This is a genomic window from Bacillus yunxiaonensis, assembly GCF_037104695.1.
In the GTDB taxonomy this organism is placed as follows: Bacteria; Bacillota; Bacilli; order Bacillales; family Bacillaceae_G; genus Bacillus_A; species Bacillus_A yunxiaonensis.
The window spans coordinates 248062-263001 of the sequence record NZ_JBAWSV010000004.1 but is presented as its reverse complement, the minus strand read 5'-3'; the positions used below and the strand labels follow the sequence as shown (position 1 = coordinate 263001).

At 36.7% G+C, this 14940-nt stretch carries 12 protein-coding genes; 1 reads left to right on the top strand and 11 read right to left on the bottom strand.

Annotated features, from left to right (window positions below):
* Positions 1–88: 88 nt before the first annotated feature.
* From WAX78_RS13440 to WAX78_RS13390, 11 genes are all read right to left on the bottom strand, one after another.
* Positions 89–1852, bottom strand: a complete 1764-nt coding sequence (locus tag WAX78_RS13440) for an ATP-binding protein (RefSeq protein ID WP_336482765.1) — start codon at positions 1850–1852, stop codon at positions 89–91.
* Positions 1852–2568 carry a DNA-binding response regulator ResD gene (gene resD, locus WAX78_RS13435; RefSeq protein ID WP_253629103.1) on the bottom strand — a complete coding sequence of 239 codons (717 nt, stop codon included), beginning with the start codon at positions 2566–2568 and terminating at the stop codon, positions 1852–1854. Before resD ends, WAX78_RS13440 begins: the two co-directional genes overlap by 1 nt.
* Before the next feature lie 480 nt (positions 2569–3048).
* Positions 3049–4206, bottom strand: coding sequence for a c-type cytochrome biogenesis protein CcsB (gene ccsB / locus WAX78_RS13430; RefSeq protein WP_336482763.1), 1158 nt, complete (start codon positions 4204–4206; stop codon positions 3049–3051).
* A gap of 14 nt (positions 4207–4220) precedes the next feature.
* Positions 4221–5843: a cytochrome c biogenesis protein ResB gene (gene resB, locus WAX78_RS13425; protein ID WP_336482762.1), complete on the bottom strand. Its 1623-nt coding sequence runs from the start codon at positions 5841–5843 to the stop codon at positions 4221–4223.
* 147 nt (positions 5844–5990) lie between these two features.
* Positions 5991–6512, bottom strand: coding sequence for a thiol-disulfide oxidoreductase ResA (gene resA / locus WAX78_RS13420; RefSeq protein WP_336482761.1), 522 nt, complete (start codon positions 6510–6512; stop codon positions 5991–5993).
* Between the two features lie 219 nt (positions 6513–6731).
* On the bottom strand, positions 6732–7460 hold the full coding sequence (gene rluB, locus WAX78_RS13415) for a 23S rRNA pseudouridine(2605) synthase RluB (RefSeq protein ID WP_336482760.1): 729 nt from the start codon (positions 7458–7460) through the stop codon (positions 6732–6734).
* 290 nt (positions 7461–7750) lie between these two features.
* A complete protein-coding gene (gene spmB, locus WAX78_RS13410) occupies positions 7751–8281 on the bottom strand; it encodes a spore maturation protein SpmB (RefSeq protein ID WP_336482759.1) in 531 nt (176 codons plus the stop codon).
* Entirely contained in the window at positions 8281–8874 is a 594-nt protein-coding gene (locus tag WAX78_RS13405) for a nucleoside recognition domain-containing protein (protein WP_336482758.1), read from the bottom strand. The genes spmB and WAX78_RS13405 overlap by 1 nt, the downstream gene beginning before the upstream one ends.
* Positions 8867–9988, bottom strand: a complete 1122-nt coding sequence (locus WAX78_RS13400) for a D-alanyl-D-alanine carboxypeptidase family protein (RefSeq protein WP_336482757.1) — start codon at positions 9986–9988, stop codon at positions 8867–8869. Before WAX78_RS13400 ends, WAX78_RS13405 begins: the two co-directional genes overlap by 8 nt.
* A 131-nt stretch (positions 9989–10119) precedes the next feature.
* Positions 10120–11034 (bottom strand): superoxide dismutase, encoded by a 915-nt coding sequence (locus WAX78_RS13395; protein WP_336482756.1) that lies wholly within the window; start codon positions 11032–11034, stop codon positions 10120–10122.
* A gap of 108 nt (positions 11035–11142) precedes the next feature.
* The gene (locus WAX78_RS13390; RefSeq protein WP_336482755.1) at positions 11143–11634 is read right to left on the bottom strand and encodes a DUF3907 family protein; all 492 of its coding nucleotides are present in this window, start codon (positions 11632–11634) and stop codon (positions 11143–11145) included.
* 737 nt (positions 11635–12371) lie between these two features.
* Between WAX78_RS13390 and mprF the strand changes: the two genes are divergently transcribed.
* On the top strand, positions 12372–14939 hold the full coding sequence (gene mprF / locus WAX78_RS13385) for a bifunctional lysylphosphatidylglycerol flippase/synthetase MprF (RefSeq protein WP_336482754.1): 2568 nt from the start codon (positions 12372–12374) through the stop codon (positions 14937–14939).
* The last annotated feature ends 1 nt before the right edge of the window (position 14940 follow it).

Below are 14940 nucleotides of genomic sequence, written 5' to 3'. Positions count from 1 at the left end.
GGGGGCCTAACTGCCCATAAAAGCCCAATTGGTGAGAGCTTTCCATCAGCGAGGGATAAAGCCCCCTTTCACTGATGGAAGTTTCACTTTATGTTGGCAAATATACAGAGAATGTTGTCCCCTTATCTACTACACTCGATACTGTAATCTTACCATCATGCCCTCGCACAATATTTTTTGCAATCGCAAGTCCTAACCCTGTACCACCTGTTTTTCCACGTGTACGAGCCTTATCCGCTTTATAAAAACGTTCAAATAAGAATGGAATATCATCCTCCGGAATACCAACTCCAGAATCTTCAACTTCGAATACAATTCCATTATTTTTCTCATCAATAATAAGCGATACTTTACCGCCCGCGTTTGTATGCCTTAAAGCATTATCAATTAAATTTGTTAACACTTGTTCCATCCGATCCGGATCAAAAGAATGTTTCTCTATAGAAGTGCGAAAATCAACTACTAGCTGCACTTCTTTTTCCTTTGCTATCCCTTGGAATTTCCGTGCAATCTTTTCAACAAATGGAACAATATCTACTTCCGATATATGTAATTCTACGTGACCGCTCTCCATTCGAGCTAAATCTAATAATTCATTTACAAGACGGCCTAAGCGTACAGATTCATCATAGATAATTTGCACAAATTCATGTACTTCTTCTTTCGTTTGAACAATGTCATCTAAAATTGCTTCACTATACCCTTGCAACATAACCATTGGTGTACGTAATTCATGCGATACGTTTGCTATAAAATCTTTACGCATTTTTTCAAGACGGCGTTCTTCCGTCATATCACGAAGTACCGCAACAGCACCGCGAATCTTTGTCTGATTGTACAGCGGTGTCATCAGTACAACATAATTACCTTTTTCTAAATTAATTTCTATCACTTGTTGCTGTTCACTTTCTACAACGAGATGAAATAGTTCAACCAGCTCAGATGGCAAACTCACACTTAACTCTATCTCTTTTTCTTCATACCATACTTGTAAGAAACGCTCTGCTGGCGGATTAATTACAACGACTTCTCCTTCTTGATTTAACGTAATAACACCATCAGCCATACTACTTAAAATACTAGAAAGCTGTTCTTTCTCTTGTTGCAGTGCATTAATATTAAACTTCAATTGTTTCCCCATTTGATTTAAAGCTGTTGCAAGTTCACCAATTTCATCTTGCGAAACCGCTGGTACCTTCGCATCAAATTTCCCGCGCGCTACTTCAAAAGCTACTTCGCGCATTTTACGAAGTGGGGCTGTAATCCGTGTTGATAAGAAAAAGGCAAAGAACGTTGTTAAAATAATTGCAATTCCCGCAGATAAAAAGATAAAATCCGTCGATTTTTCTATTCCTTGTTTTGGTACTTGTAACGATTGATATACAAAGACCGCACCGTCTTTTGACGACTTTAACGGAACCCCGACAATCATAATATCATTTTCAGGATTTTTCTTATTTTTTTCATCTGGGACGTTTTTAATCTTTTGTACATGTTTACGTTCTGTAAATACCGCTTGTAACTCTTTGTCATTTTTTAAATCAGTTAGTGTTAATGTTGCTAATCCTTGTTGAGCAGGGGAGGCAGATATTTCATTATTATCTTTAACAACAATAATACGTGAAAGGGGATCAGCAAATTTATATGCGATATGTTCTATCGTCTGCTCATCCGCCCCCTCTTCTATTAATTCCGAAACACTCGTTGCAACCTTTGTAAGCCTCGTTTCTCCCGTTGTTACGTAATAATTATCAAAAAACTGTGAAAGTAAAATAGCAACGAAACCAAGTACAAAAGAAACAAGGAGGAGAATCGTCAGCCATAACTTACCTACTACACTTTTCCAAAGCATTAATCGTTCACAACCTCAAACTTGTAACCAACCCCCCATACAGTTACAATCATTTTCGCTGCATCTGCTGACTTTTTACTTAACTTCTCACGCAGACGCTTTACATGTGTATCAACTGTACGTAAATCACCGAAAAATTCATACTGCCATACTTCTTTTAATAACTGTTCACGGTCAAATACTTTATCAGGTGCTTTCGCTAAAAATAGTAATAATTCATATTCTTTTGGTGTTAAATTTACTTCTTCACCATCAGCTGTAACACGATGTGCATCGTTATCAATTGTGAGATGAGGAAATACAATAACATCTTTTGTTGTCGTATCTTGCGTAAAGAATGTCGTTGTAACTGAGCGACGTAAAACCGCTTTCACACGTAGGACAACCTCGCGCGGGCTAAACGGTTTTACAATATAGTCATCTGTACCAACTTCAAATCCTTGTACGCGATTCACTTCTTCTCCTTTTGCCGTTAGCATAATAATCGGTGTTGCTTTTTTCTCACGAATCCCTTTACACACTTCAATACCATCTTTTCCAGGCATCATAATATCTAAAAGAATTAGATCATAATCATTTTGCAACGCTTTTTCTAACGCCGTCTCACCATTGTCAGCCTCATCAATGATGTACTGCTCTCTCTCTAAATACATTTTTAACAAACGACGAATACGATCTTCATCATCTACAATTAAAATCTTCAATTCATTTTCCATTGCAACCCGCTGTACATAGAAATGTCACAACGGTTCACACCTACCTTTCTTCACTAAAGTGAAACTTCCTAAAATTTTTGGTTTCTACCAAAGATTAGTTGAACGAATCAGATGCACGCTAGCGTTATCCCAACTTATCATCTTATGAGTTAGACATTCTCATTACCATTGGGATAGCGTACTAAACTTACTCTTATTTCATTTTCATTGACAAAACCCTTCGTGATTGAAAGTTCACCTTTGCATTATGTTTCACATAAATAATAAAATTTGTTCATATTTTTTCCAAAAATATGTATGTTTCCTGAATAATATAATTTCTCCTCGACATCATTTTACAAAATCAGCCTACACTTTGTCATGTTTTTCTCAAAAAAGAAAAGAAATTAACAAAAATAAAATAGGAAAGTGACAGTCACCTTCCTATTTTATACCGCAACAGTAAGCTGTACAACAAGATTTGTTGAACTTCAGTTATTGTCATGCATATGAATGCAGACCTGCAATCACTAAGTTTACCACTACAAAGTTAAACATAATAATTGCAAATCCAATTACTGCAAGCCACGCCGATTTTTCACCGTGCCATCCTTTAGACAAACGTAAATGTAAAAAGGCTGCATAAAAGAGCCACGTAATGAGCGCCCAAACCTCTTTTGGATCCCATCCCCAAAAACGTGTCCATGCAATTTGCGCCCAAATCATCGCAAAGATTAATGCACCTAACGTAAAGACTGGGAATCCAATTGCAACAGAGCGATATCCAATTTCATCAAGCAAATCACTATCCACTTTTTGTACTACTGGTTGAATCGCCGCTGCCACTCGTTTACGTAAAATCAATCTTAATAAGATATACAGTCCTATTCCTATAAATATCGACCAAATCACTGTATTTAATTTTTTCGCATTAATAATAGCAGGTGTTTCTACAGCAGGCTCAAGTTTGTCAGCCGTAACTAATTTTCCTTCATGAGGTCCGACTAAAGCAGGTAGATTGTACACCATTTCTGCTTTCTGCTCATTTTTATCAATCCATTGGAATTTCGCTTCATACTTTACGCTTGAAAACGCAGTTGTAACTGCTATAAATCCAATTACACAAACAAGCGAAAAAATAACTGCTTCCAGCCAAAATGTTTGCTTGCTTTTTTTTGACTGATCCACATTTTTCAGTAAATATATAAGCCCCGCAATAAAACTAATCGCTAAAATGGCTTGGCCAGCTGCTGCTGTCGTTACATGAATTTGTAGCCAGTAACTTTTTAATGAAGGGATAAGCGGTGTGATTTCCCTCGGAAACATACTTGCGTAGGCAATGAGTAAAATAGCAACTGGAAGTGCAAATAAGCCAAGGATGCTTGTCTTATATATAAAATACATAATAATAAATGCACCAACCATCATCATGCCAAAGAATGTCCCAAATTCAAAAAAATTACTAACTGGTGCATGTCCTGATGCAATCCATCTCGTAACAAAGTATACCGACTGCGCAGCAAAACCTAAAATAGTAATACTTATCCCAATGTTTGCCCACTTCCGCCCTTTCTCTTTAATCGCACCTCCAAAAAACAACGTTGCAACTAAATACAATACGAAAGCAGCAAATAAGAAACTACTACTTATTTCTACCATACTCTCTCCCCACCTTAACTAATTTTCTTCTCATTGGCTTTATCATTTGGCTGTGGAATGCTTGTCCCTTCTAGTACTTTTTCTATCTCTTTTCGCAAACCATACCAATTTTTATTTGTATGCCCAGCAATCCACCATTCATTGTTAACACGTTGTATCCAAATACGGCGATGATTCCAATACATACCTTGAATCACACCGACCATGAAAATAAATCCTCCCAAAGCTATAATCCAAATTGTCAAATCTTTTCGTACAGTAAGCGCTGTAGCATTGCGTGTTTCTACACCCGCAAAAGACATTTTGTATAAATTGTTTCCTTCTGGCTCTATATTTTGTCGAATGCCAACAAAGCTCACTTCTCCCTTTGGCGTTTCCGGTGTAAACATTTTAAAGACAAAAGCTGGATTATTAGGAATCTTCGTTTTTGTATTCGGTTTGCCACTTTCATCAAAATAAAAATCCGGAAAATAACTTAGCAAATGAAGAGAATATCCATTTCCTAAATCGTATTTTTCTTTTGGATTTGTTAGGTCAACTGTAATTGGACCCCATTTTTGGCCGCTGTCTTTCTTTTGTAAATTGAAAGACATTTTACTAAATTCTCCTTCTTTAAAATCAACTTGATAAAGAGCATAATCATCAAATTTAAGAGGTTCATTCACTCGAATACTGTACTCTTTCACTTTCTCAAGCTTTGGTTTTTGGCCAGCAATATTTTTTCCAACAGTTTTATACAATACGGCGTTTGTTTGATAGTTTTTCGGAATCATTTTATTTCCTACTCGATCAATTGCATCATTAAATACTTGATTTTCTTTATTCTTATCATAAACTTCTTTAATAAACTTTTCGTTCTTCAAATAATACTTCCCATCTGTTCCCGGGATTTCTTTTAGTTCGCCTTCACGAAGCCAAAGCGCTTCATCTACATACATACCAGGGACAAAACGAAGCATCGTTCCAAATAAGAAAATAATAAGACCGATATGATTTACGTATGGACCCCAACGAGAAAAGCGTCCTTTTTCTGCTAGAATATTATCATTTTCCACTTGCACATTGTATTTTTTCTTTTTCAAGTTCTCCTTAACACATTCAATTTCTTCTTTCGTTGCTAGTGCTACTCCGTATAACCGCTGCCTCTTCAAAAAACTCGGATGCCTTGTTACTCTTTGTTTTTTCAGCGCTTTATATAAAGGAACAACACGATCTAGACTACATATAACGAGAGAAATCCCAATAGATGCTACTAAAATCATATACCACCAAGAGCTATATAGATTGTCAAATCCTAATTGATAATACATCTTCCCAAGGAAACCATATTGCTGTTCATAATACTCCCCCGGTGTAACATTTGGTGGAAGATACATTTGTTGTGGAAAAATCGTCCCCACTCCAGATGCGATAAGTGTAATAACGATGAGCCATACTCCAACTTTTACAGAAGAGAAAAAACTCCAAATTTTATCCACAACTGTTTTAGTATGCGTAAGAGACCGCCGTGCACTTCCTTCATATCGCATATCTAATAATTTTGTATCTTTCTCATCTTCAAAAGGCTTTCCGCAAGCTTCGCAAAAGATTGTACCGATTGGGTTTACATGACCGCAAACGCACTTTATTTGTTCCAAATCTCTCACCGCCGTTTCTTTTCTCTATGTATCTATGTTTCATAATTTCTTTCACTGAATAATCAGAATTTTATTGATAGGTACTGAAATTAAATACAGTACCTCGATTGACCAATTGCACGAATATATCTTCTATACCCTTCTCATTTATGGAGTAATTTTCTTTAAATATTCTTCCATTTGTTCTTTAGATTGTGTACCTGTAATTTTTTCGATAATCTTTCCGTCCTTATCAATTAAAAACGTTGTCGGTAACGGTCCAACACCATATGTATTTAAAATTTCTTGCCCTTTATCAATCGCTACCGGAAATTTCAGTCCGTATTGATTCACAAAATTTTTCACAGCAAGTTCTGTTTCGTCTGCATCTAACGCCACTATTTCGACGCCTTTTTCCTTATATTTAGGGTACAATTCATTCATATATGGCATTTCTTTTTCGCAAGGTCCACACCATGTCCCCCAGAAATTTAAGAAAACACCTTTTCCTTTTAAATCTTTTAATGTAATCTTGTTCCCTTCTAAATCAGTAGCAACAAAGTTTGGCGCTTCTTTTCCTACTTGCACTTCCTCTTTATCAGCAAAAAAGTTTTGATATAATGTAAAACCTAATGCGCCTCCTAATATGAGTAAAATGATTACACGAAAGAATAACCTATTTTTCTTCACGGTGTCTCTCCTTCCCTAACTGAATAAAGAAGTTTAGCACATACTAAACTTTTCTATATTTTCACTTCTATCAGCAAAGCTTTCTTTACTGATAGAAGCTTTATCCCGCTATTTGCTGGCAGTAAGACCCCCACCACCTCAAGATTGAGAGAGAAGCGAGGAGTGGGGGATAAAAAAACCCCACTGATGGAAGTTTCACTTTATTCCTCTTGCTCCGTACTATCTTGGTTTCGTTGAAGCAAGGGCACGAAGTTGCTTTACTTCATGAGGAGATAGTTCTCTTGCATCTCCTGGGCGTAAATTACCTAGCTCTAAAAAGGCATATCGCTCGCGCTTTAATTTCATCACTTTACAGCCAATTGCTTCAAACATTCTGCGCACTTGGCGATTTCTTCCTTCATGAATTGTCAATTGTACAATTGCAACCTCTTTACGTTTATCCCAAGAAAGGATTTTCACATGCGCAGGCGCTGTTTTCCCTTCTTCAAGCATAACACCTTTTTCTAACATACGGATTTTTTCACCAGTTAACGGACCTTTTACCTTCGCCACATATGTTTTTTCAACCTTATACTTTGGATGCATTAAAATATTCGCAAAGTCTCCGTCATTTGTCATCAATATTAAACCAGATGTATCATAATCTAAGCGACCGATTGGAAAAAGGCGCTGTGGAATTTCTGGAAAGAAATCTGTAACCACTTTTCTTCCTTTATCATCAGATACACTCGAAATAACACCAGTTGGTTTATATAATAAAAAGTAGGCAGGTGTTTCTTTTTCAAGAGGAATGTTATTTACTTCAACTTTATCTTGCACACTCACTTTTGTTCCTAATTCAGTCACGACTTTGCCGTTAACCTTAACTTTCCCTTGTTGAATAAGTTCTTCTGCTTTTCTTCTTGATGCGATACCTGCTTGTGCTATTACCTTTTGTAGTCGTTCCATTTCGTTTCTTCACCTCAAATTCATCTTACCTTCATTAGAAGGACTTGGCAACTGTCTAGTCTATTAGACAATGCCCCTTACTTACCATAAACAACATTGCCAACTTTGTAAGCTAATAAAGGAATGTGATATGATTCTCTTCTTTATTATGGTCCACTTCCTTCCATTTGCTTACAGCAAATGTTCACGTTTTTGTCAAAAACAATCCATAAAAAAGCCACTATTAAGCGCATTCTTAATAGTGGCTGTATACGTATTATAGTCCAATTTGAATGAAAAATGAATCATTATTACTGAAACATAAGTGAAACAAATACAATTGAACACACAATACCAATTAAATCAGCAAATAAACCAACTTTTAATGCATCACCCATTTTCCGAATTCCAACCGCCCCAAAATAAACTGTTAAAATATAAAAAGTCGTATCTGTACTTCCCTGCATTGTGGAAGCAAGTCTCCCAATAAATGAATCTGGTCCGTATGTGGCAATTAAATCCGTTGTAATACTTAACCCTGCTGATCCAGAAATAGGGCGAATAAGTGCAAGCGGAACAATTTCTGCTGGCACATGAATCATATCTAACATTGGTTTCATCACATGAATCATTGCATCTAGCGCTCCTGAAGCTCGAAAAATGGAAATAGAAACGAGCATACCAACCATAAATGGTAAAATGGATACAGCAATTTGAAGCCCTTCTTTTCCCCCTTCTACAAACGACTCATATGTCGGTACTTTTTTTACCGTCCCATATAATAGAATAAATCCAATCACGCATGGAATCACCCATAGAGAAATCATATTGACGATACTCATTATTTCTTCCCCTTTCTACTTCTTCTTCGGTAAAAATAACGATCAATCCAAATGGCACCAATCATAGATAGCACTTGAGCGATAAAGGTTACCCCTACAATTTCAGTGGGGTTTGCAGAATGATATGTCATCCGAATTGAAATAACCGTAGTGGGAATAAGCGTGATAGCCGATGTATTTAAGGCAAGAAATGTTATCATAGAACGACTCGCAAAGTCTTTTCCCCCATTTAACTCTTTTAAATGTTCCATTGCTTTAATCCCAAGTGGTGTAGCTGCATTTCCTAAACCGAAAAAGTTTGCCCACATATTGGATAAAATAAAACCCATCGCTGGATGATCCTTCGGAACTTCTGGAAACAATTTTTTTACAAGAGGCATACACAATGCAACAAGCTTCTTTAATAGTCCCGCTTCTTCTGCAATTTTCATTAAACCAAGCCAAAAGACAAGAACACTAATCAGTCCAATACAAATAGTTACAGCACTTTTTGAACCTTCAAAAACCGCTTTATTCACTTCTTCCATCGTTCCATTAAACATTGCATACACAATACCAATTAACGCCATCGCAGCCCAGACAAGATTAACCATCTGTTTTCACACCTAACATTTGTGAAAATACTTCTTTAAAATCGCTCCAAAACAAACCTGTTGTCGCAATAAGCTTTCGTTTACTATAAAATAAATTACGCTCCCCAATTTCTTCTCCATTTAGATAAGCAATGGCACGACCTACTTTCTCTCCATCTGTTACCTTGGCTGTTTTATCAAATTCAATTTTTAATGTGACCTTTTTAAACTCCTCTTTTGTTAGCGGAACTAACAAATCATTTTTCGTATATACATGATTTTTATACTTTTTGTCTTGAATTTCAGAAAGTACTCCCTTTTTCAGTACTGTAGTTGATATATACTGTTTAAAGCCTTCATTAAATAAATACATATGATCGTCCCAATCACTCGAAGCCTGCAATGTTACAACAATCAAATCTAGCCCATCTTTGGATGCAGTCGTTACAAGTGTTCGTCCTGCCTTTTTCGTAAACCCAGTTTTTCCTCCTGTTGCATACTCGTACATAGATGTAACAAGCTTATGTTTATTTTTCCATGGATAATCCCACGCTTGCGACTGATACGTTTTCGTTCCAAAAATTTTACGAAATGTCTCATTGTTCATGGCGTACCGTGTTAACTGTGCCATATCATATGCTGAAGAATAATGTGTCCCATCCCCATCTAAACCGTGCGGGTTAGAAAAATGTGTATCCTTCATTCCAATTTGTGCGGCCTTTTCATTCATTAAATAGACAAACCCATCCGTACTTCCACCAATATATTCTGCAATTGCCTGAGCTGCATCATTTCCAGAACGTAACATTAAACCGTATACTAAATCTTCTAACGTTACTTTCTGCCCTGGCTTTAAATAAATAGCCGATCCTTCCACACGAACAGCCGTATTGCTAATTGATACCTTTTCTTTCATTTTCCCTGATTCAACTGCCAAAAGCGCGGTCATAATTTTTGTAATGCTGGCAATTTTTTCGGACTCATGCTCTAACTTTCCATATAGTACACGTCCCGAATGCTGCTCCATCAAAACGGCATTACGAGCACTAACATCCTTCATTTGTGCATATGTATCATTCGGCAACATACTTGCACATAATATAATAAGTGCAATCATGATCGATCTTCCCCGCATATATTCACGTCCTTTTCGGCACTTTTTGTACAAGTGTATGCTTGGACTTTTAAAATATGAATGGAAGTTGAAGTAGAGGACTTACTTCCTGCAAATAGCGGGATAAATAAAAAAGACGCATCACGATGCGTCTAGTATGGTATCCACTGAAGTTCTTTTGCACTTTGGAACCTTTTTTCTACATCACCCCAGTTGACAATATTCCACCAATTCTTAATATATTCTTCCTTTCGGTTTTGATACTGTAAATAATATGCATGCTCCCATACATCAAGTACTAGTAAAGGGATTGTATCCCATTGCGTAAATAATTGATGAAGTGTACTTTGTAAAATTTCTAATCGCCCGGAACGAGGTGCCCAAACGAGAATCGACCAGCCAGAGCCTTCCACCTTTGCTGCTGCTTCTGTAAAATGTTTTTGAAAACGTAAAAAACTTCCAAAATCTTTTTCAATTTGCCGTGATAAGTCTCCATGTGGGCTACCACCACCATCTTTTTTCATATTGTTCCAAAAAATAGTGTGTAAATAATGGCCAGAACCATGGAAGGCAGCTTCTCTCTCCCAATGCTTTATTAAATCAAATTGATTTGTTCTTCGTGCTTCTGCCATCATCTTCTCTGCTTTATTTAATCCTTCCACATAACTACGATGATGCTTATCGTGGTGAAGCATCATAATTTCCCTTGAGATATAAGGCTCTAGCGCATTATACGGATACGGAAGCGGTGGAAGTGTATGTCCGCCAATTGGTACAGAAGCTTCTGCATAATTTCTTTCATATAATATATATTGTTCTGAATCAGACATTAACGCCTCTTGTAAATAATGTTGAATATGTTCAACGTCATCACTAATTTCATAAACAAACTCCGCATCATAATCATATTCATTTTCTTTAATACGATCTAATAACATTTGAATTTTATATGCAAGCATATGGACATCATATACTTCCGTTGCCCGGTTATCTAATACGTGTAGAACACTTTCGCACCAGCTTTCAACTTCATGAAAGTAATCAGTAAATACTTCTTGCTGACTCATATGACACCTCCATCAATGCTATCCTTTTTAAATGTATTCGAAAGTATAGGCATATATGACGTTTCAAAAAGCAAAAGAAGCTAGGAATCACCTAGCTTCTTACAACAGTTAATATTTTTGTATTATTTTCGTTTGATAATCTGTCTCATAATATTCTAGCTCTTCACGCAATATTTGAAATTTCCCTTCTAACTCTTGAATCATTCGTTCAATAGAAAAAGGAGGTTGTTTTTGAAATGCAATTGAATTCTTCCCTGTATAAGCTGAACGGCTGTTTTCATACCAATGATCATTTTTCGGTGAAAAAAACTCCGCAATCACTTGATGATAGATTTTATATAACGTTCTTTCTGCGGCATTTTTTCGAAACGGCTTATTATTTATTAATACGCAGCAAGCATCTAAACCTTCCTCGCAAAATACGAGTAAACGTCGAATTGAAGCTAACAATCCAGCAAAATACTCTTCATCACCTTCTGGCGTTTCTTCTAACAATAAAGGTAATGTATGGTTATTTACATATTTTGTAATAACCTCAATTACTTCTCCTAAAAAAACAGTGACTTGCTGCGTTTGATTTTCAACCATTAAATTTGACATACTAGTTTCTCCCCCTACCATTTGAAAGTTGATTCTGCTGATATTTATTTTTTCTGATGCAGCATCATTACAAAACGCACTACTATTGTTGTTTCTTCTTCAAAATATACGCGAAATTCTTCTAGTGTATTTATATGAAAACGTTCCTGCTCGCTGCTTCTATTTTTATCCCGCTATTTGCGGGCAGTAAGCCTCCCACCTCAAGATTGAGAGAAAATCATTTTCCAGCTCTAGCGGCTAGAATCTCCGGTCATTTCGCCCCCTTGGGCGCGAGCATCCTGCGATTCTAGGCGAGCCGCTTCCGCTTTTCTACAGAAAATAGGTGGAGGATAACTGCTGGCATGCGCCCGATTAGTGAGAGCTCTCCATCAGTGGGGATAAAGAAAAACCCCTACTGATGAAAGTTTCACTTTATTTCATCAGCTAGCGTAACGATATCACAGAAATATATGTTTTGATTTTCGATTTTAAAAAGCGGATTTCCTTCAAAGAGATGAAATTCTTACAAAATTCCTTTAAAATGCAGCATTATTGTCCGTTAATACGGGATAAAATATAAAGCTCCTTTTCTTTCTCTGTTTCATCCAACTTATCAAAATTACAATTTATTAATAGAAAATATTTACAAATGCAGGAGATACAACTGAATTTTCATTGAATTTTTCTTTTTATTTTTATTGAAGTTTGTCATAATAAAAATATTGCCTCAGTTTTCTTATACAAGGAGAGTTGTCTTTATGCCGTTTTCATGGAAACGTATGTTACAAATTGGAAAATTTATTTTCCCCTTTATTGTACTAACAATTGTATTTTTTCAAGCACGAAAAGAACTATCGGGCATCTCATTTCGAGAAGCAGTTGAAACGATTAAAAACATTCCACCTGGTGGATTTTTCTTAGCCGTTACAATTGGTGTATTTGCTGTTGCTACAATGTTCTTTTATGACTATGTTATGCTGCGGCATTTGCAAGCAGATATACCGGTTAGAAAGATTTTCCGCATTTCTTGGATTGCTAATACATTAAATGGATTTATAGGATTCGGTGGTCTTATCGGGGCAGGTATACGTACAATGTTATATCGTCCTTATGTACAGGAGAACGGTAAGCTTATTAAAAGTATCGCTTGGATGACAACGGCTTTTATTAATGGGTTAGCATTATTATCCTTTCTTGGCCTCATCGGCGTATTAGATACAAGATTTGTTTTACAAGAAAAACCTTGGTTATGGCCGGTTCTCATCTTTTTTGCTCTTTTTGTTCCATTATACATAGGTGTTTCAAAAATAAAAAATCGCAAACGAAAAACAGAAAAAGCAGAACAAAATCCAACTGTCCTCTATTCACTTGTTTCATTAGTAGAATGGGTATCAGCGGGTATCGTTATGTATGTCATCTTACTTCTATTTGGAATTGAAGTAGACTTCCAGAAGTTTCTTGGTGTATATGTCATTGCAGCTTTGGCTGGTGTTATTAGCCTTGTCCCGGGAGGACTCGGCTCCTTTGATCTTGTTTTCTTAACAGGACTGGAACAGTATGGATTCGATACAAGCGTATTGCTTCCTGCTATGTTATTATATCGCCTTGTATATTATGTTTTACCATTTGGACTCGGTTTGGTTTTTGCAGCGGTTGAAATGACAGGAGCTGCTCTAAAGAAATTTGAAGATAAACCGTTTATTGCTCCTGCCCTTGAAACAACTGGAGTCATTTGGACATTACAGCGTGATTTTTTAGGAAAGCTAGGTTCTTGGGCATCTGCTGCGTTAACAAGTTTTGCAGGAATCATGGTGATTTTCTCCACTGTTTTTCCAACAAGTATTGAACGCGCCCATGCACTTCATATTTTAGTTCCTAAATACCTAATACAGATTTCTTTTAGTTTATCGCTAACATTTGGTATTTTGCTCGTTATTTTATCAAGCGGCATTTATCATGGAACGAAGCGCTCCTACTACATGACAACTGTATCTCTAATCGGAGCCGCAATTTTTAATACGTTAAAAGGAATTGATCTAGAAGAAACCTTCATCTTACTCATTGTACTCGCTGTACTATATATGATTCGCAAACGATTTATTCGTGAAAAAGTGGAGGTTTCATTCTCAGATGTAGTAAAATTATTACTCTTTTTACTTATTACATTGTATCTCTACAAAAACCTAGGAACACTATTTGCGGAAGCAAAGGAAGTGTTTAAACCTGATTTTGTTGTTCGTAATATTAAACAAGTACAACGAAGTGCATTTTCTGCAGCCTTTTTTGTACCAAGCTTTTTACTAATTGGTTCCATTATCGCAAATCGCTATCGAAGTAAATTTCCCGGGCAACCTTTCAATCCGAAACGACTGCAACATTTTTTAGATGAACATGGCGGGAACGTGCTAAGCCATCTCGGTTTTTTAGGAGATAAGCAGTTCTTTTTCAGTAGTGATGGAAAAGCAATGATTCAGTTTTCTCCTACAGGTAAACGTCTTATTGTACTCGGGGATCCAATCGGACAGCAATCTTCTTTTCGTAAAGTATTAGAAGAGTTTCTAACAGAAGCGGATCGTTTCGGATATATTTGTGTATTTTATCAAATCGAAAGTAAATGGATGAGTTTATATCATGATTTTGGTTACAACTTCTTCAAGCTGGGGGAAGAAGCGGTTGTCGATTTAAATACATTTACAATTTCCGGTAAAAAACGCGCTGGATTGCGTGCAACTTTTAACCGTTTCGAGCGAGAAGGTTATACTTTTGCGATTCACACCCCTCCATTTGCAGATGAGTTGTATGATGAACTAAAAAAAGTATCAGATGCATGGCTTGGAGGAAAAAAAGAGAAAGGCTTCTCTCTTGGCTATTTCGATCGTGATTATGTAAACCGCGCGCCGGTTGCAACACTTTCTGATGCCGATGGTAAAATCATTGCCTTCACAACATTGATGCCCGTATATCAAGATGGTGAACTGTCTGTTGATTTAATGCGTTATTACCCTGATGCACCAGGTGGAATTATGGATGCTCTTTTCATTCATTTATTCCAATGGGCAAAAGAAAATGGCTACCACTGCTTTAATATGGGAATGGCTCCTCTATCTAACGTTGGGTTATCGGCACAATCATTTTGGTCAGAGCGCGTCGCAGCAGCCATTTTCAACAATGTTCGTTATACATATAGCTTTAGCGGCTTACGACATTTCAAAGATAAATATAAACCAGCGTGGAGCGGGAAGTATTTTGCATTTCGAAAGAATCATTCATTGCCAATTACGATGCTCGCTGTAACAAAATTAATCGGAAAACGAAAAGACAGCTAAC

What these genes read in the sequence shown, in the direction of transcription:
- WAX78_RS13440 (WP_336482765.1), bottom strand. Translation starts at nt 1,852, where the DNA reads ATGCTTTGGAAAAGTGTAGTAGGTAAGTTATGGCTGACGATTCTCCTC.
- resD (WP_253629103.1), bottom strand. Translation starts at nt 2,568, where the DNA reads ATGGAAAATGAATTGAAGATTTTAATTGTAGATGATGAAGATCGTATT.
- ccsB (WP_336482763.1), bottom strand. Translation starts at nt 4,206, where the DNA reads ATGGTAGAAATAAGTAGTAGTTTCTTATTTGCTGCTTTCGTATTGTAT.
- rluB (WP_336482760.1), bottom strand. Translation starts at nt 7,460, where the DNA reads ATGGAACGACTACAAAAGGTAATAGCACAAGCAGGTATCGCATCAAGA.
- spmB (WP_336482759.1), bottom strand. Translation starts at nt 8,281, where the DNA reads ATGAGTATCGTCAATATGATTTCTCTATGGGTGATTCCATGCGTGATT.
- WAX78_RS13405 (WP_336482758.1), bottom strand. Translation starts at nt 8,874, where the DNA reads ATGGTTAATCTTGTCTGGGCTGCGATGGCGTTAATTGGTATTGTGTAT.
- WAX78_RS13400 (WP_336482757.1), bottom strand. Translation starts at nt 9,988, where the DNA reads ATGCGGGGAAGATCGATCATGATTGCACTTATTATATTATGTGCAAGT.
- WAX78_RS13395 (WP_336482756.1), bottom strand. Translation starts at nt 11,034, where the DNA reads ATGAGTCAGCAAGAAGTATTTACTGATTACTTTCATGAAGTTGAAAGC.
- WAX78_RS13390 (WP_336482755.1), bottom strand. Translation starts at nt 11,634, where the DNA reads ATGTCAAATTTAATGGTTGAAAATCAAACGCAGCAAGTCACTGTTTTT.
- mprF (WP_336482754.1), top strand. Translation starts at nt 12,372, where the DNA reads ATGCCGTTTTCATGGAAACGTATGTTACAAATTGGAAAATTTATTTTC.